15 protein-coding genes and 3 pseudogenes are annotated in these 25,147 nt (G+C 39.3%); 11 read left to right on the top strand and 7 right to left on the bottom strand.

All coding sequences use genetic code 11. From position 1 onward, the window contains the following. Positions 1-511: 511 nt before the first annotated feature. A complete protein-coding gene (locus BTN50_RS09760) occupies positions 512-694 on the bottom strand; it encodes a hypothetical protein (protein ID WP_150137101.1) in 183 nt (60 codons plus the stop codon). 200 nt (positions 695-894) lie between these two features. After that, the gene (locus BTN50_RS05995; RefSeq protein WP_096619396.1) at positions 895-1,239 is read right to left on the bottom strand and encodes a hypothetical protein; all 345 of its coding nucleotides are present in this window, start codon (positions 1,237-1,239) and stop codon (positions 895-897) included. A 477-nt stretch (positions 1,240-1,716) separates the two neighbouring features. Between BTN50_RS05995 and leuS the strand changes: the two genes are divergently transcribed. From leuS to holA, 3 genes are all read left to right on the top strand, one after another. Continuing rightward, the gene (gene leuS, locus BTN50_RS06000) at positions 1,717-4,290 is read left to right on the top strand and encodes a leucine--tRNA ligase (protein ID WP_096619397.1); all 2,574 of its coding nucleotides are present in this window, start codon (positions 1,717-1,719) and stop codon (positions 4,288-4,290) included. Continuing rightward, positions 4,274-4,867: an LPS-assembly lipoprotein LptE gene (locus tag BTN50_RS06005; RefSeq protein WP_223825590.1), complete on the top strand. Its 594-nt coding sequence runs from the start codon at positions 4,274-4,276 to the stop codon at positions 4,865-4,867. Before leuS ends, BTN50_RS06005 begins: the two co-directional genes overlap by 17 nt. 166 nt (positions 4,868-5,033) lie before the next feature. Beyond that, on the top strand, positions 5,034-6,062 hold the full coding sequence (gene holA / locus BTN50_RS06010; protein WP_096619398.1) for a DNA polymerase III subunit delta: 1,029 nt from the start codon (positions 5,034-5,036) through the stop codon (positions 6,060-6,062). Positions 6,063-6,341: 279 nt separating this feature from the next. Here the strand turns inward: holA and BTN50_RS06015 are convergent. Next, positions 6,342-7,263, bottom strand: a pseudogene (locus tag BTN50_RS06015) (IS5 family transposase). 111 nt (positions 7,264-7,374) lie between these two features. On the opposite strand from BTN50_RS06015, the gene BTN50_RS10150 reads away from it, so the two are divergent. The 8 genes from BTN50_RS10150 (at position 7,375) to lipA (ending at position 15,227) form a co-directional block, all read left to right on the top strand. Continuing rightward, positions 7,375-7,515 carry a hypothetical protein gene (locus BTN50_RS10150; protein WP_161492966.1) on the top strand — a complete coding sequence of 47 codons (141 nt, stop codon included), beginning with the start codon at positions 7,375-7,377 and terminating at the stop codon, positions 7,513-7,515. A 403-nt stretch (positions 7,516-7,918) separates the two neighbouring features. Further along, a complete protein-coding gene (gene mrdA, locus BTN50_RS06020; RefSeq protein WP_096619399.1) occupies positions 7,919-9,802 on the top strand; it encodes a penicillin-binding protein 2 in 1,884 nt (627 codons plus the stop codon). Beyond that, entirely contained in the window at positions 9,799-10,920 is a 1,122-nt protein-coding gene (gene rodA, locus BTN50_RS06025; RefSeq protein ID WP_096619400.1) for a rod shape-determining protein RodA, read from the top strand. Before mrdA ends, rodA begins: the two co-directional genes overlap by 4 nt. Continuing rightward, positions 10,920-11,708: a septal ring lytic transglycosylase RlpA family protein gene (locus tag BTN50_RS06030; RefSeq protein ID WP_096619401.1), complete on the top strand. Its 789-nt coding sequence runs from the start codon at positions 10,920-10,922 to the stop codon at positions 11,706-11,708. Before rodA ends, BTN50_RS06030 begins: the two co-directional genes overlap by 1 nt. Before the next feature lie 115 nt (positions 11,709-11,823). Further along, the gene (locus BTN50_RS06035) at positions 11,824-12,996 is read left to right on the top strand and encodes a serine hydrolase (protein WP_096619402.1); all 1,173 of its coding nucleotides are present in this window, start codon (positions 11,824-11,826) and stop codon (positions 12,994-12,996) included. 192 nt (positions 12,997-13,188) lie between these two features. Beyond that, complete coding sequence (gene ybeD / locus BTN50_RS06040) at positions 13,189-13,458, top strand: DUF493 family protein YbeD (RefSeq protein WP_096619403.1); 270 nt, start codon at positions 13,189-13,191, stop codon at positions 13,456-13,458. Between the two features lie 153 nt (positions 13,459-13,611). Beyond that, positions 13,612-14,259: a lipoyl(octanoyl) transferase LipB gene (lipB, locus tag BTN50_RS06045; protein WP_096619404.1), complete on the top strand. Its 648-nt coding sequence runs from the start codon at positions 13,612-13,614 to the stop codon at positions 14,257-14,259. 2 nt (positions 14,260-14,261) lie between these two features. Beyond that, positions 14,262-15,227: a lipoyl synthase gene (gene lipA / locus BTN50_RS06050; RefSeq protein ID WP_096619405.1), complete on the top strand. Its 966-nt coding sequence runs from the start codon at positions 14,262-14,264 to the stop codon at positions 15,225-15,227. Between the two features lie 650 nt (positions 15,228-15,877). Here the strand turns inward: lipA and BTN50_RS11260 are convergent. The 4 genes and pseudogenes from BTN50_RS11260 to BTN50_RS06070 all read right to left on the bottom strand — a co-directional run. Beyond that, positions 15,878-16,545 (bottom strand): annotated as a pseudogene (locus tag BTN50_RS11260) (transposase); the annotation flags it as partial. Positions 16,546-17,004: 459 nt separating this feature from the next. Next, entirely contained in the window at positions 17,005-20,562 is a 3,558-nt protein-coding gene (gene recB / locus BTN50_RS06060) for an exodeoxyribonuclease V subunit beta (RefSeq protein ID WP_096619407.1), read from the bottom strand. A 160-nt stretch (positions 20,563-20,722) separates the two neighbouring features. Further along, complete coding sequence (gene recC, locus BTN50_RS06065; protein ID WP_096619408.1) at positions 20,723-24,118, bottom strand: exodeoxyribonuclease V subunit gamma; 3,396 nt, start codon at positions 24,116-24,118, stop codon at positions 20,723-20,725. 150 nt (positions 24,119-24,268) lie between these two features. Then, positions 24,269-25,139, bottom strand: a pseudogene (locus BTN50_RS06070) (IS5 family transposase). Positions 25,140-25,147 lie beyond the last annotated feature (8 nt).

A 25,147-nucleotide genomic window follows, 5' to 3' on the forward strand; every position in this document is an offset into this window, starting at 1 on the left:
TCCGTTACGCCCGTCAGGTCGGAAAGGAATCATTCAGTGCGTAGTCTCTTTCTACCTGTACGTGTTTAGAGTCTCCGCTTACTAGCCATGTAAGCATCTATAACTCTCTTCTTAGTCGCGTACCGTAAATCAATAAAGGAGGATTGTACTTGCTTTATGCCTCTCGCCAGAGTTTCATGCGAGGGTTTCTTAACATACGCTCTCTGTGATTCGCATCAACCGCTAGCAACCACCAGATTGTCTTTGGTTGCTCTGTTTGTCCTTAGCGCCTACCTATCTCTATGACCACCCGTAACGCTAGAATAACTAAATTTGCACTTGGTTTTAATGGGTAATAAATGCCTTTTAAACCCATTAATAATTTATTTAGTGAAAGATCCGTGACCATAATTATCCAAACAGTCAAGTAACAACACAAACGTGAGCATCACACGTTTACACTCTACCTAACTGAATCTTCTTCGAGGTTGGTCACACATTTGCTTCATCAAGTGTGTTGAACAGTGACCCATTAATTTGGACACAAAACCGTCTCGCCGTGTACAATCATGGAAATCATTCTAGACACTTCGAACGGGATAAAAAATTGCCCCATTCGATCTGAGCCAAGCTCTAAATCCATGAAAACACTACTGAGAAAATCACAGTGATATGCTTCTAACCCCATAACCACTTCAGCCAGTAAATACGACATACGAACCGCATTGTCTTTTTCATATTGACGAACAATCCCAAGGTATTCTTGTTCAAGTTCATCAAATTTCAGGAATGTATTTTAAATTGCTATTCCTGCCATCATCACAAAATCCTTAAAGACTTCATAACGATGGTGATAACGTGCAGTTTCATTAAAAAGGTGCGTGAACGCCCGTATATGGTTATTAGTCATAATACTCATCCAACCACCCTAAAAAAGACCGAGGTGCGCCTGTGCGCTTTTATACGCTGTCTGAGCGTACTAAAAAAGAAAAGCCGCCGAAAGGTGGCTTTTCCATTAGAAACCGTAATCATTACCCTCATCATCAGAGAGATAGTTATGCAATGACCTCCATGTTCGGAAATACTCAACGCATCGCGTTTTGCATCATCCAGGCATGAAAATTCGTCTTCATTATACGAACCATCTATACCCACCCAAGTAACTTGGTACTCATTATCGTTTTCCATAACCGGTTGACGATGCGCCGAGTAGTTACCTGTTTTGAGTGAATCAACACTTTCTTGAAATGGTAATCTCATAATTGCACCTCCTGACGTTAACATCATAGTTGAAGCTACCCTTACGTACTGATACCAGAATGTAAGGGGGAAAATTATTGATGTGTATAGGCAGTGGCCAAGTATTGTTGATTTCGCTAAGCGCCTAAATGACTTGTCAGAGATTGTCGAGAAAAGTAAGTATCTGGATGGTATTGTTGAAAGGCTTATAATAGAATCATCATACAGTGCACTTCGGCATTTCTGGATGAGTGAATTATATTGGAACTTGTTACCTGAACTCGAATTAGCACACAACGTCATTCAACATTATAGCTCTGCTAAGTTGCGCTTCAAAGCATCATTGACGCATTCAACTATCAACTCGGATACTATTTTTTATTTTGACATAAGCTATCTATGAATTCAACTGTTGTTGCGCCTGAGACCTTTAGTTATTCTATGTAAATTATTCACATTTATTTTGTACTTATCTTATATTTTTTTTGGATATCATCAATGCAAGAACAATACCGTCCACAGGACATAGAACCTAAAGTTCAAGCTGATTGGGACAACAAGCAAACCTTTGTGGTTCAAGAAGACCCAAGCAAGGAGAAGTTTTATTGCCTATCCATGTTTCCATACCCAAGCGGCCGATTGCATATGGGTCACGTACGTAATTACACCATTGGTGATGTGATTTCTCGTTACCAACGTCTACAAGGTAAAAATGTCATGCAGCCTATTGGTTGGGATGCATTTGGCTTACCGGCAGAAAATGCCGCAGTGAAAAATAAGACAGCGCCTTCATCTTGGACTTACAAGAACATTGAGTATATGAAGAACCAGTTGAAATTACTGGGTTTTGGTTATGATTGGAATCGTGAATTAACAACGTGTACACCAGAATATTATCGTTGGGAACAAGAATTTTTCACCAAATTGTATAAAAAAGGAATGATTTACAAGAAAACATCTTTTGTTAACTGGTGTCCAAACGATCAAACTGTTCTTGCCAACGAACAAGTTGAAGATGGTTGTTGTTGGCGTTGTGATACACCTATAGAACAGCAAAAAATTCCACAATGGTTTATTAAAATTACGGCTTACGCACAAGAATTGCTTGACGATTTAGATACTCTTGAAGGTTGGCCTGACATGGTGAAAACCATGCAACGTAACTGGATTGGCCGCTCTGAAGGTGTAGAACTTTCACTTGAAGTGTCAGGTAACGAAACTCTGAACGTATACACAACGCGCCCAGATACTTTGATGGGTGTTACTTACGTCGGAATTGCTGCGGGTCACCCTCTTGCGATAAAAATTGCTGAAAATAATGTTGAACTCTCTGCCTTCATTAAAGAATGTCTAAACACTAAAGTTACTGAAGCTGAGTATGCTACCATGGAAAAAAAAGGTATGGATACAGGATTAACTGCTATTCATCCGCTAAATGACCGTGTTATTCCAATCTATGTAGTTAACTTTGTCCTCATGGTTCACGGTACAGGTGCAGTGATGGCAGTGCCTGCGCACGACCAACGTGACTATGAATTCGTCATCAAATACGGTCTAGAAATGGTTCCAGTGATTAAACCTGAAGATGGGAGCCAGTTGAATGTATCAAAAGCTGCTTATACGGAGAAAGGTGTGCTCTTCAATTCTGGCGACTTTGATGGCCTGAACTTCCGAGACGCATTTAATGCAATCGCAGCGAAACTGGAATCTGAAGGTAAAGGTAAGAAAACTGTTCACTTTCGTCTGCGTGATTGGGGTGTTTCTCGTCAGCGTTACTGGGGTGCTCCAATACCAATGATAACAACTGAAGACGGTGAAGTGCATCCTGTTTCTGCGGAGCAACTACCCGTGACGCTGCCAGAAGACATAATAATGGACGGCATAACTAGCCCCATTAAAATTAATAAAATGTGGGCAGAAACAACTTTTAATGGTCAGCGAGCTAGGCGCGAAACTGATACTTTTGACACTTTTATGGAGTCATCTTGGTATTATGCACGTTATTGTTCACCAAAAGCAGGTGAGATGCTCAATTTAGAAGCTGCTAATTATTGGCTGCCTGTTGATCAGTATGTGGGCGGTATCGAACATGCATGTATGCATTTACTGTATGCGCGTTTTTTCCATAAATTACTGCGTGATGCCGGTATGGTACAGGGTGATGAACCATTTAAACAACTACTTTGCCAAGGCATGGTATTGGCTGATGCTTATTACTATCATGATGACAAAGGTACTAAAATTTGGGTAGCTCCAACTGATGTTACCGTCGAGCGTGATAAAAAAGGGCGTATTCTTAAAGGAGTAGACAGTGCAGGAAATCACGTTGTCCATTCAGGCATGATCAAAATGTCTAAATCAAAAAACAATGGTGTTGACCCACAGGAGATAGTGAATCGCTATGGTGCAGATACTGTTCGCTTTTTTATGATGTTCGCATCACCAGCAAGCATGACTCTGGAATGGCAAGAGTCTGGTGTAAAAGGCGCCCACCGTTTTCTGAACCGGATTTGGAAACTGGTATTTGAGCATTCGTTAAAAGGTCCTGTTACAACACTGGATGCTTCATCACTTCAGATTGCTCAAAAAATGCTCCGTTGTGAAGTGCATAAAACCATTGCTAAGGTGAGCAATGATATTGGTCGTCGTCAAACCTTTAACACCGCTATTGCCGCAGTGATGGAATTGGTAAATCATTTGGCAAAAGCACCAAAAGAGACTGACACTGATCGCACTATTCTTGATGAAGCTTTGAAAGCTGTGGTTGTTCTTCTTTATCCAATTACCCCACACATTAGTAATGAACTGTGGACAGCATTGGGAGAATCAAATATAGATTATGCATCTTGGCCTCGAGTAGATACAGACGCAATAGTAAAAAACGAAAAATTAATTATTGTTCAAGTGAATGGCAAGCTTCGTGCTAAAATTACTGTTGCTGCAAATGCTGAAAAAGATGACGTGAAAATGATGGCACAAAATAATGAAAATGTTATTAAATTTATCGAAGGGAAAACGATTCGTAAGGTTATATATGTGTCAGGTAAACTGGTTAATGTTGTTGCAAATTAATCGTCTTGCTAATTATCTGAATCAACAAAAAGGTAGTCATTCGGTAACCTTAGTATTTTATTTTTTTCGTACCTTTCTCGTTGTTATGGCTACTGTAGCCACCGCTTCTTGTGGATTTTATTTTCGCAGTAGCTATAATCTGCCTGACGAAATTCAAAAGCTATCCATTACTAGCTTTGATCAATATGGGGCACTAACTCGTGAGATGAAAACTCAGCTACGACTGCACAACATCAATATTGTTGCTCCAGCTGAGCTTGTTTCTAATCTTCGTCTCTCGGGCGAATCCTACAGCGAAAATGTTCTTTCTCTTTATCAAAATAGTCGTGTTGCAGAAAAACAATTCGTCTACACTGTCCGCTACATCGTGACGGTGCCAAAAAAAGGTGATTACAGCTTTTTGACATCTCTTAACCGCACATACCTCGGCAACCCATGGACTGCACTAGCCAAATCAGTGGAAAAAGACATGCTTATGCAAGAAATGCGCGTAGAAGCAACCAAAAAAATCATGCGCCAACTTGCTCGCATGAATACTCAGATAGAAGAATTTGAACGCAAAGAAGCAGAAAAATAATGCCTTTCGTGAACTATATCAAGGTGTTCACGAAAATAAATTTCAGCTAGCCATTGAAACACAATTTAACGGACAAGGGGAGCTGAAAGACACACAATTCTCAAATTATTCTGCATTTCCAACAGATGAAAAAAACAGATTCTAATTCAAAAGGTAAAACGGTTCCATGAAAATTAACCCAGAGCAGCTAGTACAGCACCTTGCACAGGGCTTAGAGCAGAACTATCTACTGTTTGGTAATGAACCATTACTCAAGCAAGAAGCCCTTCAAGCTGTGCTTAATGAAACAGTGAAGCAAGGGTATGATGAGAAGCATTGTTTCACTGTTAATAACCAGCTGAATTGGCAAGATGTGTACGATGCTTGTCAGTCATTGAATCTTTTTTCTAGCAGTCAGGTGTTAATTCTTATTTTACCAAAAATTGCGATTAATGTGAGACAAATCAATGCATTAAAGGTTTTAGTATCTTTCCTGCATCAAGATATTGTTTTGGTGTTGGATGGCCCAAAATTAAATAAAAAACAAGAATTTACACAATGGTTCACTTTATTTCAGAAAAACGGTCTTTATGTTCCTTGTAACACGCCGGATACAAGACAACTTCCGTGTTTTATCGAAAACCGTTGTCGTAAGTTAGGCTTAAAGCCGGATCGTGCATCCATATTACTTATCGCACAGTGGCATGAAGGTAATTTACTCGCATTGTCGCAAAGTTTGATGAAATTGCAACTGCTGTATCCTGACGGAATATTAACTCTGAGAAGACTTCAAGATGCTCTTACTCGTCACAACCATTACACACCATATCAACTCATTGATGCATTAGTCGAAGGAAAGGCAAAGCGTGCAGTGCAAATTATACGGAATCTTCAAGCAGAAGACGTTGAGCTCACGCTATTAGTGTGTGTGATACAAAAAGAAGTCATTCAACTATGCAAGATGCAAGAATATGGCACCTCAGGCATGGGATTGAATACACTTTTTGATCATTTCAAAATATGGCAAACGCGCCGCTCTATCTTAACAGCCGCGTTGCATCGTCTTCCTATGTCTGTGCTTATGATATTGCTGCGTCAATTATCAGATATCGAAATAATGGTAAAAACGGATTTTGAAAGTCAACCATGGCTTGCATTAGTGGCATTTAGCTTAGAAATGTGCGGGCACCCAGTCCTACTAGCCCCTATTAACTAACAGTTAAAAAAATGCTGTATTTTATTCCAAACTACTAATATTATAAATTTTGATAGATACCATTAGTATATCGTAAAAAACATGTCACATACTCGTGATTAGTTGTCTCAAAGGTAAAAAATTGCTTTCGGAGTAACTTCAACGCTTTTTTATCGACAAAGCGTCCGACATTGTTATCTTTAATATTACGAAAAAGTATCATTTCTGAGTTTATTGTGCTGTGTACTGGCTTTGTTTTTTAATTCATGTTCAGATAGCAAATTTCAACATGATTAACGATTAAATAATCACTTGCATTTTAGGTATACCTAGCCCAGCCCGTTTATTTAACGGTTTGATTATGCGTAAACCTCGCTAATCTGAGCATTGTCATCTCTTAAGCTCAATGCGCCTCCCAGTAGTTTTTGACTTGAAACATTGCCGTCTCTGATAGGGAACATTTATGGTAACCATACCTCGTTTTTCAATGCTGATTAGAACTGTATAACTTCTAGTGACTGACCGCTAAATTACGCGAAGCATTTCAGTTTTTAAAAATTTCTTTTTTTCTTGGTGGGATGAGTGGAGCCGTTCGTTTAATACGAACGGTTTCGTAACATTGTCTGGTGTCGTAAGCATTATCGACTGATATTTCATTGATTTTTTTAAAGGGCTTATTTAAGTAAGATAGATAGCACTGCACTGTCAGTTATATTTGATGCACTTAACTCAGCAGCAATGATTTTATGTATATTTATATCTACCGCCAAATGTTACTTGCGTCAGACTTGCCGTTTGTCATCAGTACCATGCTTTTTTGACTTGTCATTCTTCTTCACTGTAAGTTTTGATCCCCGTAAAATCAATGGCTCAGTACTGTATGCTTCTTTTATTCATCGTCTTGAACGTGACGTTAACCGTTTTGACTCGTTTGCTAATGCATGGATAGTGAGGGCATGACAATAGCAATTGAGTAAATTTAAAAAATAGAATTAATTAAGCCTTGTAAATTTCTCAATGGCATTGAAAATACGTGTTTAATCATGATGGCCGTCGTAATGGTTAAGTTGCGAAATAAATGAGGATTCCCATAATGATCCTGCTTAGTTTTACTCCATTGTGAAATAGCATCTTCATTAATTCAGAATGCTAGTGAGCCATTATTCATTAAAGCTTGATTATGCTGCTTCGAGTTAGTTGTGTTATAACGGAGGTTGTTCATAGATCTGAATATTTAAGCGAGCCTAACTGCTTAAAATACTGATTGAAAATTTAGTTCTCTAATTTAAGCAATAAAGCCGGCTACCATAAACGTTCCATAGCAGAGACAGTAATGGTTCGAGTCAAAAAACTATTGGTAGGGACATTAAGCCTCAGGAATCACACAATGCAAATTAGTGAAATCGACGCCATAATAAAAACATTAAATAAGCCGACAAGACTAGGTATGCCTAACATAAAAGCGATTGTCTAATAGTGAGTTATGTGGAATTTACTATCTGAACTTGAATGAGGAAATAAAAATTTAAAAAAATTTGTAACTTAAACTTATTAAAATCACCGTAAAGGAAAAATGTACAAATGCTGATATAGTCAGAATCCTTTCAAAGAAAATTGGATTATTGCTCTTGATATTTTCGGTCGATCTTAGGATACTGAATAATTAGTAAAATCGCTGAAAGCCTACCACTAATGACGTATTTATCCTTATTAGTTGTGCTGAAGGCTTAGTATCTGCATGTAAATCCACAGCGGATCAAAGTTGGATAAAATTTCCTTTGTTCCTTCTCCACCTGTTAGTTAAGATTGTAATAGTAGAAAGTGCATTTTGTATCTGAAACATCATGGTATATCATCCTTGCCACCGAGATTAATTCATGAAACATAAGCGTAGTCCAATACGCAACCATCATGCCGAATCCTATATCTTTTCTCGCCGAGCTGTCGTGGCTTTCTGTGGCATTTTTGTGTTTATTTGCAGTTTATTGTTTAATCTTTATATACTACAGGTAGAGGACCATGATAATTACATTACACGTTCAGATGACAACCGCATAAAAGTTGTATCTGTCACACCAAATCGTGGGTTGATTTATGACCGTAACGGTAAATTGCTTGCTGAAAATCGCCCCGTTTACGCACTTGAAATCACACCAGAACAAGTTAAAAAAATTCCGGAAACAATTGCTAAGCTTCAAGAAATATTGCCTATTTCAAAGCGTGAAATTGCGGCATTTGAACGTGATAAAAAACGTTCGCGTCGTTTTAATTCAGTTACCTTAAAAAATCAACTTACTGAAGAAGCAGTTGCCGTCTTTTCCGCGAACCAACATAAATTTCCAGGCGTAGAAATTAAAGGTTATCTAAAACGATTCTACCCCTATGGTGACGCATTAACTCATGTTATGGGGTATGTAGCCAAAATCAATAACAAAGACATATTGCGCTTAGAACGTGACGAACTTATTAATAACTACAAAGCAACCCGAGATATAGGCAAACTGGGCATTGAACGCTTTTATGAAAAAAGCCTTCATGGTACTGTGGGTTACCAAGAAGTTGAAGTGAACAGTCAAGGACGAATAATTCGTACATTGAAGTATCTTCCTCCTAAGTCAGGCAAAGATTTAGTGTTAAACTTAGATATTGATCTACAACTCTATATATGCAAAATTCTTGGTACTCGACGCGGCGCTGTGGTGGTTTTGGACCCACAAGATTCGTCTGTGTTAGCGATGGTTTCATCACCAAGTTATGATCCAAACCTATTCATTCATGGTATCTCCAACACTGAGTACCATAAACTACTCAGTGATAAAAATCGTCCATTGGTAAACCGTGCAACACTTGGCATTTACCCTCCAGCTTCCACAGTAAAACCATTTATTGCTGTTGCAGCACTAGAAGAAAAAGTTGTTACAATCAACACAATTCGTAACGATCCAGGTTTTTGGTATCTACCAAATTCTAAAACACGCCCATTTCGCGATTGGTTAGCGTGGGGACATGGCCATGTAAACTTGAAACAAGCTCTCGAAGAATCTGTTGATACCTTTTTTTATCAGATCGCTTATGACATGGGTATCGATCGTTTGTCGGGCTGGATGAGTCGATTTGGTTTTGGAGATTACACTGGAATTGATATTCATGAAGAAAGCAAAGCCAATATGCCAACACGTGAGTGGAAAATGGCACGCTATCGCAAACCTTGGTATCAAGGCGACACTATACCTGTTGGTATCGGTCAGGGTTATTGGTCTTCGACGCCAATGCAACTTGCTAAAGCAACGGCAGTATTAGTTAATAAAGGAAAAGTGAATCCACCACACCTTCTGATGCACACCATCAATGAGGGGGTTCAAGAGGAAGTCACATTCCCGTCTTATCCACCAATTCAGAACGTAAGCGACCAGCATTGGGTAGCGGTGCTAGAGGGCATGAAATTGGTTAATCATGGTAAAAAAGGTACCGCTCGTCGCGCCTTTATTAAAACACCTTATCTCACTGGTGGAAAATCAGGTACAGCACAAATTTTTGGTTTAGATGAAAATCAAAAATACAATGCAGATAAATTGGCCAAACATCTTCACGATCATGCGCTCTATACTGGCTTCGCACCGTACAACAATCCGCAAGCAGTTGTATCAATGGTTCTTGAAAACGCAGGAAGCGGTTCAAGTCAAGGAGGCCCAATTGCCCGTAAAATTTTTGACTATTTACTACTTAAAAAAGGAAAAACTAGTGAGGAACAATTTCAATGAACCTCTTAGTATCATCCGGACATCAAAAAACAATTTTTAACCGTCTTCATCTCGACTTACCGGTGTTACTCGGAATATTGGTGCTAATGGGGTTCAGTCTCATCGTCATGTGGAGTGCTAGTGGACAAGACATTAGTATGATGGAACGACAAGCCGTTCGCATGTTACTTGCTCTTGCCGTGATGTGCTTCCTAGCCCAAGTTTCACCTAGGCACTATGAATTTTGGGCACCTTACCTCTATGTTACCTGCATTGCTATGCTCATTGCCGTATTATTTTTTGGTGAGACTGCGAAAGGTGCGCAGCGCTGGTTAGATTTAGGGGTTGTTACATTTCAACCATCAGAATTCATCAAACTAACCGTGCCTTTAATGATCGCACAGTTTATTGGTAAAGAGCCGCTACCACCTCGATGTAGAAACCTAATGATTGGCTTGGTCATGGTCTTTGTTCCCACAATTTTAATTGCGAACCAACCAGACCTAGGTACCGCAATTTTAATTGCAGCTTCGGGCATTTTTGTTTTATTTTTGTCTGGAATAAGTTGGCGTATTATTTTTATTGCAAGCGGATTGGTGACTTCGTTCATCCCTGTTCTTTGGTTTTTCTTGATGCAAGAATACCAGCGTACTCGAGTTCGCACCTTGTTTGACCCAGAATCAGACCCACTTGATGCGGGTTATCACATTATTCAGTCTAAAATTGCAATCGGTTCAGGGGGTGTCAGCGGTAAAGGCTGGTTACTAGGTACACAGTCCCAGCTCGAGTTCTTACCTGAACGCCACACAGACTTCATCTTTGCAGTAATTGCTGAGGAGTGGGGGCTCATTGGCGTCGTTTTTTTACTGGCGCTTTACTTATTTATCATAGGCAGAGGATTGGTGCTAGCTAGTCGAGCACAGACCGCATTTGGGCGCATGATGGCTGGTAGTATTATATTAAGTTTCTTTGTTTACGTGTTCGTAAATATTAGCATGGTAAGTGGGCTCTTACCCGTAGTTGGCGTGCCGCTGCCACTAATAAGTTACGGCGGTACATCGATGGTGACGATGATGGCAGGTTTTGGCATCCTAATGTCAATTCATACTCACAGAAAAATGTTATCAAAGGCATTATGATGGAAAAAATTTTAAGTATTATTGTGGTATTGCTTGCAGGTTGCTCATCTGAAGATGGTCGCTACAGCTTAGTGACTGACAAAAGCCCTAAAGTGGCACCGACACTTATGCATATTGAAAATGCTCAGCCTCGCTACGAGCCATTCAGCAGAGCTGGTAACAGCGACTATTCGGTGCGCGGGAAAAATTATGCTGTACTTAAAGTGCCAGGTGAATATTCAAAAATAGGGATCGCGTCGTGGTACGGTGAAAAGTTCCATGGACATAAAACATCCAATGGTGAAATTTATGATATGTATTCGATGTCAGCAGCCCACCGAATATTGCCATTGCCAAGCTATGTTGAAGTGACAAACATGACTAATGGTAAAAAAGCTATTGTTCGCGTGAATGATCGTGGGCCTTTTCATGAGGATCGTATAATTGATTTAAGTTACGCAGCAGCATCGAAACTGGGTGTTCTTGAAACTGGCTTAGTGCTCGTAAAGGTGACTTTGTTGAAAGTAGACAAACCCATAGATAATAGTGAATGGGAATATGCGCGCTTAAATCGCTATTTTGTGCAGCTTGTCGCGATGTCAGACGAAAGTAAAGCCATAAGAGCTGCTCACATGTTTAACAAGCAGTTCAATTTGCCTACTGACATTCGCAGAACAGATAAAGTGTTCCGTGTTCGCCTTGGCCCATTTAATGATTATAAGCAAACACAAAATACAGTATTGTTAGCACATGAACACCAAATAAATGAAGCATTTATTGTCGTGGAACCCATTGCTGATGGACTGTAACAAGAATTAAATATTCTCAATTAATTAGTTGTTGTATCTCAGCCTAACACTGTATTAACCTATCTGATATACTGGCACTAGTTTGACTAAAAATACTAAGTAAGTACTTAAAACTATGAATAAATCATTTTTTCTATTATGTGCTTTAGCTTTGCTGACTGTTATGTTTACTTCTATTTCAGTCATTGCTGCACCTGATATCGTCCCCGACACACCGCAAATAATGGCAAAAGGTTATGTATTGATGGACTATAACTCGGGTAAAGTCTTGGCTGAACATAATGCTTATCAGCGCTTGAGCCCTGCAAGTTTAACAAAAATAATGACAAGTTATGTTATAGGTCAAGAAGTTGAACGTGGCAATATCAGTTTGCAAGATAATGTTGTTATTAGTGAAAATGCATGGGCAAAGAATTTTCCCGGAAGTTCTAAGATGTTTATTGAAGTTGGAACCACTGTAAAGGTGGCTGATTTGAGCCGTGGTATTATTATTCAATCTGGCAATGACGCATGTGTAGCGATGGCTGAACATGTTGCTGGCTCTGAAAATGCGTTTGTTGATCTGATGAACGGCTGGGCAAAAATATTGGGCATGAAAGATACTCACTTTGCTAACTCGCATGGTCTTGATCATGATGATATGTATACAACGCCATACGATCTTGCTCTGTTAGGTAAAGCACTGATCCATGATGTACCAGAAGAATATCGTATCTACGAAGAAAAATCGTTTTCTTATAATGGCATCACTCAATACAATCGTAACGGTTTGCTTTGGGACAAAAGCATGAATGTTGATGGTATCAAAACAGGGCATACTGACAAATCAGGTTATAATCTTGTTAGTTCTGCCACCGAAGGTAAAATGCGTTTACTTGCGGTTGTGATGGGGACTGACAGTGCGAATCTGCGTAAATTTGAAAGTAAGAAGCTGCTTAACTACGGGTTCCGTTTCTTTGAAACAGTGGCTCCGCACAAAGCAGATGAAGCTTTCGTCACTGAAAAAATCTGGATGGGTGATACTCCTCAAGTTGTATTGGGTGTATCAGAAGATACTTATGTCACACTGCCACGTGGTAAGGCAAAAGTTCTCAACGCCAGTTTTATGTTAGACAAAACACTTGAAGCACCGATCGCAAAAGGTGATGTGGTTGGTAAGCTCTATTACCAAGTAGATGGTGAAGATATTGCCGAGTACCCACTTGTTGCACTAAATACCGTAAAACAAGGTAGTTTTTTCAGTCGGTTGATAGACTATATCATAATGTTTTTTTTGAGCTTGTTCTAAGTACTAGAGCTTAACAAAAATAACTAATTTGATGTAAATCTTATTAGCGCCTTTTTGTTTTTCAGTCGTCCGTATGAAAATGCTGGAGTTTAATACTGTTTTGCTTTTAGATAACAGAACATTCACAATGCATAATGACAAGCATAAATGATATACACAGAAAGAGCATCTGGAGTCAACTTGGAGTAGGTAATGCAAACCTCATCTAAATTAAAAGACTTGTTAAAATTTCCATGCAAGTTCACTTACAGAGTGATGGGCTACACCAAACCAGAACTCACAGACTTGATTTTGGAGGTTATTCAGCGCCATGCCCCAAATGATTATATCCCAAACGTGAAGCCAAGTAGCAAAGGTACCTATAATGCGGTATCCGTTACGATTACAGCAATCTCTATTGAGCAAGTGGAAACGCTATATAATGAGTTGAGTAACATTGATATTGTGCTGATGGTTCTTTAAACCTGAGGATAAACTTATTCTAATACTCCAGACTAATGGCGGCTGTTAATTTAGCCATTGCTTATTAAAATATTGTTAAGACACTCGAGTATTCCGGTAAATCTAAGATTAAGTTGATATATTAATTAATACAGTACCAAAGCAGGTGCCAATTTGCAGCAAAATCGTCTTACCATCAGACAGCTAGGACTGCAGCCGTATGCTCCAATTTTACTAGCTATGCATACCTTTACTGACGAACGCAATAGTAAAACTTGTGATGAAATATGGTTAGTAGAGCATGAACCAGTCTTTACACAAGGCCAAGCTGGTAAAGCAGAGCATCTTTTAGCAACGGGTGATATTAAAGTTGTTCAAAGTGATCGTGGTGGACAAGTGACTTATCATGGTCCTGGTCAGCAGGTAGTTTACGTCCTAATTGATCTGAAGCGTAATAAAATTCGCGTGCGCGAGTTAGTGACACACATAGAGCAGATAGTGATCGACACACTGACTCAATTTAACATTGAATCTCATGCACGTCATGACGCACCAGGGGTGTATGTTGGGGATAACAAGATTTGTTCGTTAGGTCTTCGAATCCGACGAGGCTGTTCTTTCCACGGACTTGCACTGAACGTCAACATGGATCTATCGCCTTTTTTACGCATTAATCCATGCGGTTATACTGGCCTGGTTATGACGCAAACCATAGATTTAGGTGGACCAGCATCTTTGGTTGCGCTTTACCCTGTGTTAATAGATCAACTGACTTCACACCTAGGTTACGATCAGATCGAGTCCCTAACAGAAAATTATTAATTATGAGTAAATCAAGACAGATGGAACGCGGCATAAAGTACCGTAATGCAGACAAGATGGCGCTTATCCCGATAAAAAATATGTCGACTGAGCCAAAAAAAATATTATGTAAGCCAGAGTGGATGAAAATTAAGCTTCCGGTTGATAGTAAACGTATTCGAGAGATTAAATCTGTACTGCGAAAAAACAATTTACATTCAGTTTGCGAAGAAGCATCCTGTCCAAACTTGGCTGAGTGTTTTAATCATGGCACAGCAACCTTCATGATTTTGGGTACAATTTGTACCCGTCGTTGCCCTTTCTGTGATGTTGCTCATGGTCGTCCAAACGCAGCAGATGAGAATGAGCCTGCTAAACTGGCACAAACCATCAGTGACATGAAATTGAAATACGTCGTTGTTACCTCTGTTGATCGCGATGATCTGCGTGATGGGGGAGCAAAGTTCTTTGCCGATTGTATCCGTGAAATTCGCGTATTGAACCCCAAAATTTGCATCGAAACCTTAGTGCCAGATTTCCGTGGCTGTATGAATATCGCACTGAAATTGTTGAATGGCAATCCGCCAGATGTATTCAACCATAACTTGGAAACAGCACCTCGCCTTTATCGAAAAACACGACCAGGTGCGAACTACAAGGGGTCATTAGAACTTCTGAAGAAGTTTAGTGATATGCACCCGAATGTGCCAACTAAATCAGGTATCATGATGGGTTTGGGTGAAACTCAAGAAGAGATTATTCAAGTTTTGCAAGATCTGCGTGAGCACAGTGTTACTATGCTGACGCTGGGTCAATATATGGCACCAAGTCGCCACCATTTACCTGTTGAGCGTTACGTTTCACCAAAAGAATTCTATGAATTACGTGATATTGCACTGAAATTAGGTTTTACATCCGCCGCGTGTGGACCCTTTGTTCGCTCGTCTTATCATGCAGATTTGCAAGCTCAAGGCATAAAAATTGAATAAATTTTGCTACTACTGCGAATGGCTAAATTGCTAAAAAAACGAGGGTCACCCATGGTCACCCGGTCACCCTACTTAGTCTCATTCCATAGCTAAATGGCTTTTTTATTAATCCAAAATGTTAGTAAGCCACGATTGATTAAAGTTTGATGATACTGTTCCCAGTTAGTTGTTTTGAGCGCAGATTGATAACTTAGTTTCTTGATCTAGGAAATAAAGCCCTGAGAGAGAATTATGCTCAGATTAGCGAAATCTACGGCATAACAAAAACGTTAAATAAGTTGACAGGCTAAGTATGCCTAAAATGAAATCGAGCATTTAATAATGACTTATGTTGAGGTTTACTATCTAAATTTAAATTAAAAAATAAAGTTGATACAAACATAATTTATTAAAGTTATTATGAATAGTGCGTGTATCAGTGACTTTTATTGAGTGCTACACATCAAAATTCATATGGTTGTCCGGATTTTAAAAAATACACACACGTAGTGAAACTACATTCTCCTTGGATATGTAGGAAGTTACTCTGATTTAAGAAATAAAACTGCTCTAATAGGGAAGATTTATAGCAATCATACTTCGCTTGCTCAATGCTTATTTGAACCGTATAATTTCTGACAATTCACCGTTAAGTTACGCGGATAATATTATTCCCAACCAGTTGCTTCTTTTCTTGGTGGGATGAAAAGTACCGTTCGTTTAATATGAATGGTTTTGTAATATTTTTTAGCATTATAAGCACTATTGCCTGATGTTTCATTGATTTTGCGGTGGGTCGATTTGAGCAAGTTAGGTAGCACTTTACTGGCAGTCACATTTGATACACTAAACTCAGCTGCAATAATCCCATTCAAATTTATATATACCACTCAATATAACTTACGCCGATTCTCCGTTTGCCATCAGTACCATGCCTTTCTACTTTCCATTCGCCGTCATCGTAACTGTGAGCCCCTTAAAATTAATGGCTAAGTGCTGGATCAGCTCTTTAGTCTTCGTCTTGAATGCGACGTTAACGGTTGTGGTTTGCTTACTAATGCATGAACGGTGAGAGCATGAAACGGTAGTTGAGTCAGTTTAAAAACAGAATTAATGAATCCTTGCAGACTTTTAATGGTATTGAAAATACGCATGTAACCATGAAAGCCGTTGTAATGGTTAAGCTTCTAAAAAAGCGAAGTCTTTTATGATTATCCCGCTTAATTTGATTTCAAAGCTGAATGACTCCTTCATGAATTCAAGATGTTAGTGAGCCATGATTGAATAAAGCTTGATTATATTGTTTTCAGTTAGTTGTTTTGTAGCGACGCATGTTCATAGACCTGAACATTTAAGTGAGTCTAGCTGTTGAGAACGTAAATCAATAATGTAGTTCCCTAATTTAAAAAAAAATCATGGTACCGTAAATTTTTTATATCAGAGACGGTAATGTTTTGAGTCAAAAAATTACTCGGAGGGACATTGTTTCTAAGAGATTACCATGCTTAAACTGGTTAAGCCTAAGCTATGATAAAAGCATTTAATAAGCTGACTGGAGCTAGATATGCCTAAATTTTCAGAGATTATTTAATAGTAAATTATTCTGGATTTGGCTATTTGAATTAGCATCAGGAAACATAGCTTTTCCAAGTTCAAAACTAACCAATGCAACCTATCGCACTGCTGGTAAACTCTTATCGCCAATTTACTAAACCAATGTAATGATCAAACTGGTGATTAATAACTTTTACTGCGTTACGTAGGTAAAGATGCTTAGCAACTTTGTGCTAGTATGATGCTACTCGTCAATATGACTTTTTTCACTTTTGAATAGTGCATCCAAACCTTCTATTAGTGCTTTTGATGGTTTAGTATAGAAAATACCGTGATGCGTATCAGCCTTGATACCACGAACAAACAAATAATATACACCACCAAAATGTATTTCAAAGTTATAGTCGACAATACGTTGGTTCAAAAAACGATGAAGCGCCAATGAATATAGTTGATATTGAAAGTCATAACGGTGATCTGCTATCGTCTCCGTTAACGCGTAGACGGTGTAATCCTCAGGAGAATCGCCCAAATAATTTGACTTCCAGTCAAGTACATAATAACGTCCATCCCAGAAGAATACCAAATCAATGAAACCTGTAAGCATGCCACTGGCAGTATCAAAATTTAATTCACCCGCATGTGCTGACAATGGATCATGTCGTTGAATATGGTGATTAACAGCATGGCACTGTAAATTTTCTACGGGCATAACAAATTCCATTTCTGTCAACCTTGCAGATTCGTTAAGCAATGACAGCTTTAAACTCTTATTAAGGGGCTGTGATACAACATCCGTCAGCAATTTTTGCAGTATTGGTACCCAGTTTTCATCATAGTTTTCTAGCGTTAGCATATGGCGGATTATCTCTGCTACACCTTCGCCATATATGTCTTTACTAAATGCAACGTTTTCAAATAAAGTATGTAAAAATATCCCTGATTTCATACCACGAGGAAATTTGAAAATAGACGAAAAAGTGTTACTAACGTCTGTAATTTCTATATCAGTTTCATCAGCTACAGCAAAATTAAACTCTGATAGTTTTGGTAGCGTAGATATATGATTTTGTTTCACCAATTTAGAGTAACTGGTCAGGCTCCAGTTACGACGAATACGTCCTTGGAACACGCGAGCAGCTAGTTCATCCGTCTGATAATTGAATGATGTCAATCTTTCTGTTTCGCCGCTAGGGGGAAGCACAGTACTCATGTAATGCTGATTTTTTAATACAGACGCGACTGCAGTCTGTAATCCGGCCGCATCCGCAGGCTCTCCGCGCTGCAACAAATACCCAATTGCTGATTTATGCAATCCTGTATCACCGGTCGATCTACGCCCATTCTTCAGCGGCGCTAACCCGATAAAACAACCGTATACCGCACGAGTTAATGCCACGTAAATCATCCGTAAATCTTCTGCAAGTCGTTCTTTATCAGAGAGCTTGATTGCAAGCTTAGGATTAATAAGTGCTAATACTGGTGTATTGTTGTCAGCATGAAAAAATGGGCGATCGGATGGGTGAAAATTGCAGGCGAATGGCAAGTAAACTAAATTATATTCTAAGCCTTTAGATTTATGAATGGTGACAATTTGTACTAAGTCCAGTTCAGACTCTAAGCGCAATTGCTGGTCAGTAGCATTTCCATTCGGGTTATCAATGTGATTAGCTAACCAATGCAGTAATGCATAATGATTATTGAGGGTTTGGCTAGCCTGCTGCAACAACTCGCCAAGGTGAAGCAAATCAATCAATGAACGCTCACCATCTTCTTCACACAGCAATCTCTCAGCAATCCCGCGATATTGCATCATCTGGCGAAGCATAGGTAATACACCGCGACCGAACCATACGGTCTGGTAGGCATAAAACTCAATCATCACGCGTTCCCATGCTTTTTCGTCATGATTGAGTGCATTAATTTCATTTGCTGTTAGCGCGAACAAACCACTCGCTAACGCAGCACGTAAAACTCTATCACTATCAGGTGTTAATACTGCTGCTAGCAGACGCTGTAAATCTGTTGCTAATGTGCTCATGAACACACTGTTGCGATTGGACAGATACACTGAAGCAATACCTTGCCGCGCTAATGCATGCTTCACTTTGGCGGCTTCCGCTCCTGTTCTTACTAACACAGCAATATCCCTCGCTTGCACTGATGCTTTTTTTTCACCATATTGAAAATGAGTTCGACCATCAATTGCCGCCTGTAGGATCTGATGAATGCTAGTGGCCGCTGCTAATGCCATTTGTGCTTCATAGTCATTCTTGGTCTTAAGTTCAGTATCTTCAGCTAACCAAAATGTCATTGCAGGTTGTTTTTCACCGTTAAGGACCCACTGACGCAATACAGCGTGTGGCGCAGGGTCAACACTTAAAAATGGAATATCCTCATCATAAATGAATGGTGCTTTCGCGTGTGTAAATATGCGGTTAACAGCTGCAACCATATCAGCAGTTGAACGCCAGTTGGTTAACAGATGATAATGATTAAATACCTGGTGACGTGCATGTATATACGTGAAAATATCCGCACCACGAAAAGCATAAATAGCCTGCTTCGGATCACCAATCATGAAGAGTCCGCATTCTAATGATGAACCATAAACATCATTAAAAATTTGATATTGCTGGGGATTGGTATCTTGAAATTCATCAATCATTACTACTGGATATAAGCTACGAACGCGTTTGGCTAGAATACCATCCTTGTCTTGCCTTAAAGCCTCAGCAAGCTGAGACAATAAGTCATCAAATGATAAGCAACCAAAGCGTTGTTTTTCCTGCGATAGCAAAAAACGCACTTCTTTAATTGCATGAGCTGTCAGTGTAGCTTTTAACGTTGGAGATAACGCGATCAAGCAATCAATCATATCAAAAACAGCATGCGTAGGTACTGTGCTTTTTTTTGTCTTTTTGGACAACATATGTGCTGAAAAACGTTCAAGATTAGTAGGAAGATCATAAGTAGTTGTTGGCTGAGCCGCCCACTCTGAGACTTCTATTAGCCAATTTGGCAAAGAGCGTTTGCTATAGGTTCTTTTATCTACGCCAGATCCAGAAATTAGCGCATCAAGATCAGGTGCGGCTTCACGCCAAAGACGTTTCGTATCATCAATGTATTGAATATTTTTTTGATGTAATGCGGCCAAATTATCTGGTATTTCAGGCGCTTGTATATTGACTAAAGGACCCGAGAGATATGTACTAATACTTTTAAGCAACACTGCAGGCGTTGCCCAATAGCTTTTCACTACGCCAACCAAAGACTCGTCGAGAGGATAGAACTGTCGTCGCCAAAAATCAGCTACCGCTTGCTCACGGAGCGCTGTCTCATCAGTCAATAATTCGTTGGTAAATAGACTGCCGGATTCAAATGCGTTTTGTGTCAACATTCGCTGACAGAAACTGTGAATAGTATAAATTGCAGCTTCATCCATCTGGTATTCAGCTTGGAGTAACATACGCTTTGCATAAGCATGATTACTAATAGTTTCTAACAGCAGCATAATTACCGGATCATGACTTTTACCTCGGCTAAACGCGAGTCTCGCATCATGAATTCGCGTTCGAATACGTTCTCTAAGCTCTTGCGTTGCCGTCTCTGTAAAAGTTACTACTAGAATCTGATCAACGCTCAGCGGCTCTTTATGCGCAGTATCTTTCGTGCCATGCCCTAATAACAGGCGCAAATAAAGCCCAGCGATAGCAAAGGTTTTACCAGTACCAGCTGAAGCTTCAATTAATCGTTGGCCATGAAGAGGAAAAGATATTGGGTGAAGAGATTCAGTTGACATTTTTATTTGGCTCGTGTTAAGTAATACTTGCTATTTTATTGATGTTACATCTGTGTATATTATAACAGCCATGCAAATAAAAGAAGTAATTTTGATTATGAGTAATGGCACGTTAAGCGTGCGGTTATCAAACATATAGGAAAAAATAGCCCAGTGCTTATCAATTTTTTTTCTTCTCGCCATGCAACAAAGGCAGCAAGACTTGAGTGCCAATGGAAAATATTTTGTTCAATAATGTTTCTGATGCTTCAGGCCAAACACGAGCAATGTAGATGTTTTCACCTTCCCCCTTAGTAAGATGGCCACCTTCATAGGCGCAGCGCATTTTTGACTTAGCTTTCTTTTTTGTCGCATCATCATTCTGCCACTGACCTTCCTTATTAATGCATGCTTGTAACCCTGCCATTGCTGTTATTGGTAAGTAAGGATAGGGGCTTTCAGTGCCATTAAAGTAGCTTTCTAAATAAAACTTTAGATGACTGATCGCTTCATCCGTACACATAGGAGTAAAAATCACTGCGTCATCGACGCCAAAAAAGTACGTTTCAATTTGCTCTCCAGAGGCACACTGACAAAGGTGATCAATCCACGTCGCTAACTTATCTATTTCACGAACTTTACCGCTCCGATACAAGACTCGTCCGGCGCGATACCTTTCATCTAACCAGCCTTGCAATTTCACGGTACCGCGAGAAGTTGGTATAGAAATATTTACCTCCAATGCTTGGTGATGATCAGTTAAAAAAGGTTTCAAGGTGTTAAATTGCGTCAATGTTGTCTCCTGTTCACTTTCCAACGCTATTTTACCAAAAAAATTTAAAGGAAGCGTGCCTGATGCTTGTTGTCGCTGATAAAATGCTGCAAGCGAGTCACTATTACTTCCATTGGCAATCACATGAACAAGCAATGCATCACGCAATTGATAACGATGAAGATTATCTAATGTAAATGGTTCCACGTCCTCCATCACACCTTCCGGTTCATCAAAAAACACTTTTAATCGGTGATTAAAAAAGTACTGTACCGGTAAGCGCCAAAAATGCTGTAATTCAGTCAATTTGACAGCATTAATACTTAGATCTATATCAACATTCAATCCTTCATGGTTACAGAAAGGCTCAGCATGTTGTCCTTCCCTTTTCGCAGCGGGTAACCATTCATTGGCATAACTGGCACGTTCTCCATTAAAGGCATTATAACTAAAAGGCACTAGTGGATTGTGGTGAACTAAATGTATAAATAAATTTTCACCAGATTCCGCTTCTGGTAAACGTTTATCACCATTAATACAATAGCCTTGACGGCAGTAATCCAGAAGTTCCGTAATGAGGACGGATGCTACTTTAGGTGAGTTATCAAGAACTGAACGACCAACATAACTGATGTAAAGGCACTGTTGTGCCGATTGCAATGCTTCAAGGAAGAGGTAGCGATCATTATCACGGCGAGAGGGGTCACCCATGCGTGCGTGGCCCGCCATTAAATCAAAACCTACAGGTGTAGTGGTTCGTGGATAATCACCATCATTCATACCGAGTAAACACACGACGTTAAATGGGATTGAACGCATTGGTATCCAGTTACAGAAATTGACTTGGCCTGTCAGAAGATTGTGACTAACACAATCGACCCCTAGTTTTTCTTTGAGATAATCACGCATGATCGATAGAGATATTGTGTCACTAAAGCCGGCGTCCATGAGTTGTATCAACCAGCTATCTAGCAAATCTTTAATTAGCTTGCCCGTAATCTCTTCTTCAACGTCTAGCTCAAAAATATCATTAAATAACGAAGTTAAAGTACAAACCCATTCCTCACCAATTTGATCTTTTTTTAGGGAAGATTGGGCTACGATAAGTATATTTAAAAATTCACTGAGTTTACCCGCGATATTAGCTTCAAGTCCCTGTACTTCGTCATACGCAAGAACATTATTAAACAATCCACTTTGAGATGGCATTGCGTAACCTAATAACATACGGTTCAAACCAAATAACCATGTATTCTGATGTTGATCCGGCAAAGAGAAATGTGCGGCGGTTGTGTCGTTCAGCCCCCAACGAATACCCACTTCTTTTATCCAAAATGTTGCTTTTTTAAATTGATAGTTATTAAAACCAAATTTTCGTAACACAGCTGGTACTGCGAGTACCTCAAGCAATTCAGCTGCGCTGCAACGACTCTCTGGAAGGTTTAGCAAACGCAAAAAAGTCGTCAAAATTGGACTGTCGTTATTAGCTTTGCAATCAGAGATATAAAATGGAACGAAGCGTTCTTCAGGTACATTACCGAAAACTGCTTGAATAATTGAGCTATACGCATTAATATTTGTAACCATGACCACGATGTCTTTCGGTGTAAGTGTAGGATTATTTTCCAAAATTTCGAGTATATGGTCGTATAGTACCTCTACTTCTCGCATTGGGCTATGACAGACTTCTATCATCAATGAGTGATCATCCAAGGATATTTCGTGCTTATTCTTACTACTAGTGGTTTCATGCACATCACCAGGTTCATCCAAATTTAGAATATCAGCTTGAATATGATGTAGAAGGCTATTACGTGGCACGTCCACAAAACCCTGGTCAACTTCTTGGCATTGAAGTTCGGAAATTAATAGCAGGTTGTCACGTCCTAATTTACCCATGGATGCCAGCAAACTATTCCCAACTTCAGCATCATCGTTTTTTGTAGTCAAAGTTAATGAACACTGTGTAGTATCTTCTATTTTAGATGTTCGACTAATACGATTTTTTAGCGTAACAGCTTGATGAGCGAGATAACGATTGTCACGAATATCACCCCAATAGTAACGGCAAGCATTAGTCAACATATAGTGAACATTAATGTGCTTACCAAGTGCTTTGAGCGTATGAAGACAACGAGGTGGTAACGTCGAAATACCGAATACAAACACCCGTTCAATGCTAGTTAATTTCGTTGGTTTTCGTGATCGAGATATTAGCACATCAATAAACTTATCATATAAATTTGCGTGGTGAAAGGCAGATTGGCCTTGCTGCAAAGTATAATTATAGAGTGCTTGCCATAGCTTTGGTTGCCAAAGGTTTTCCTCTGTAAGCTCTGGAACCGAAGAGGCATTTTCCCATGCTTTTATCCACTCGGGGCGATACATCAAGTATTGGTCATAAATATCAGCAATTTTTCTTGCTAGCTGATAGCTTTTTCGCTTTCCATCATCGTCTTCGAGATAATGTTTGAGTTCCGCAAAATCAGGATCATTCAATTGATCTGGTAAGATTCTCATCAATTTCCACATTATAGTTTCTTTATTAAAAAAATTTTTGTGTGGTACATCAGACAATAATTGAGTAAACACCTGCCAAATGAAGGTTGTAGGCAAAGAAAACTCAATGTTGGCAAAAATGCTTTGCTCTTTCGCTATACTAAATTTGAGCCACTCTGCCATGACTGAGCTCTGAACTAAGATCAGCTCTTTCTGAAGCGGGTTGCTTAGAGGCTTTTCTTGAACCAATGCCACTAATAAATTTTTTAGCACTTCCAACTTATTTGAATGGTAAACAGTAAACACGATGCAACTCTCACGACCAATAGTGGAAAGATTGTGGCGAAATTGTTTCAATAGTGCAATTTGATGTGTTGGAACAGGTGTGATTAATGTGCAAATAAGGGCTGTATTTCCTAATTTGAGTTTAGATAGTAGATTTCAACATAATCACGATTAGACAATCGCTTTCATTTTAGGCAGCCTTAGTTCTGTTAATTTATTTAACGCTTCTATCATGGCGTTGGTTTCGCTAATTTGAACATTGGGATTTCTTAGGTTTAATGTTTCTCTGAGTAGTTTTTGATTTGAAACATTGCGCTTCTGATAGGAAATGTTAATGGTAACTGCACTTCGTTTTTTTATTTTGATATGAACCGCATAACTTCTGATAACTGACCATTAAATTGTGTGGATAATCTTATTTTCCAAAATTATTTTCTTTGGTGGAATGAGTGGAACTGCTTGTTTAATACGAACGGTTTAGTAATATTGTCTGGCGTCGCAAGCATCACCGCCTGATATTTCATTGATTCTTTGGTGGGTTTGTTTGAGCAAGTTAGGTAGCACTTCACCGTCAATTTGATACGTATGTATATCTTCTGCTAAATGTAACTTGCGCCAGACTCGAAGCTTCCCATCAGTGTCATGCTTGTTTGCTTTCCATTTATCTTTATCATAGGCTTTGAGCCCAGTAGAATCAACGGCTAAATGCTGAATGGCTCCTTTAGTCTTCGTCTTGAACGCGATATTAACCGTTTTGGTTTGCTGGCTAATGCATGCATAGTGAGGGCATGGCAATGGTAATTTAGCAAGTTTGCAAACAGAATTAATGAATCCTTGCAGGCTTCTCAATGGCACTAAAAATACGTGTTAAACCATGAAAATTGTCGTAATGGCTAAGTTGCTAAAGAAATAAGTTCTTCCATGACTACTCAGCTTAGTCTAATTCCATATCTGACTGGTTTCTCCATCAATTTAAAATGTTAGTGAGCCCCGACTGATTGTACGGCTTCCAATTAGTTGATTTGCAGCGAAACTTGTTCATAAACCTGA

The sequence above is a fragment of the Candidatus Enterovibrio altilux genome, from assembly GCF_002381345.1.
GTDB classification, from domain to species: domain Bacteria; phylum Pseudomonadota; class Gammaproteobacteria; order Enterobacterales; family Vibrionaceae; genus Enterovibrio; species Enterovibrio altilux.

Bases quoted from the DNA above. Each gene is read 5' to 3' on its own strand.
- BTN50_RS09760 (WP_150137101.1), bottom strand. From the start codon at position 694: ATGTCGTATTTACTGGCTGAAGTGGTTATGGGGTTAGAAGCATATCAC.
- BTN50_RS05995 (WP_096619396.1), bottom strand. From the start codon at position 1,239: ATGAGATTACCATTTCAAGAAAGTGTTGATTCACTCAAAACAGGTAAC.
- leuS (WP_096619397.1), top strand. From the start codon at position 1,717: ATGCAAGAACAATACCGTCCACAGGACATAGAACCTAAAGTTCAAGCT.
- BTN50_RS06005 (WP_223825590.1), top strand. From the start codon at position 4,274: ATGTTGTTGCAAATTAATCGTCTTGCTAATTATCTGAATCAACAAAAA.
- holA (WP_096619398.1), top strand. From the start codon at position 5,034: ATGAAAATTAACCCAGAGCAGCTAGTACAGCACCTTGCACAGGGCTTA.
- BTN50_RS10150 (WP_161492966.1), top strand. From the start codon at position 7,375: ATGGTTCGAGTCAAAAAACTATTGGTAGGGACATTAAGCCTCAGGAAT.
- mrdA (WP_096619399.1), top strand. From the start codon at position 7,919: ATGAAACATAAGCGTAGTCCAATACGCAACCATCATGCCGAATCCTAT.
- rodA (WP_096619400.1), top strand. From the start codon at position 9,799: ATGAACCTCTTAGTATCATCCGGACATCAAAAAACAATTTTTAACCGT.
- BTN50_RS06030 (WP_096619401.1), top strand. From the start codon at position 10,920: ATGGAAAAAATTTTAAGTATTATTGTGGTATTGCTTGCAGGTTGCTCA.
- BTN50_RS06035 (WP_096619402.1), top strand. From the start codon at position 11,824: ATGAATAAATCATTTTTTCTATTATGTGCTTTAGCTTTGCTGACTGTT.
- ybeD (WP_096619403.1), top strand. From the start codon at position 13,189: ATGCAAACCTCATCTAAATTAAAAGACTTGTTAAAATTTCCATGCAAG.
- lipA (WP_096619405.1), top strand. From the start codon at position 14,262: ATGAGTAAATCAAGACAGATGGAACGCGGCATAAAGTACCGTAATGCA.
- recB (WP_096619407.1), bottom strand. From the start codon at position 20,562: ATGTCAACTGAATCTCTTCACCCAATATCTTTTCCTCTTCATGGCCAA.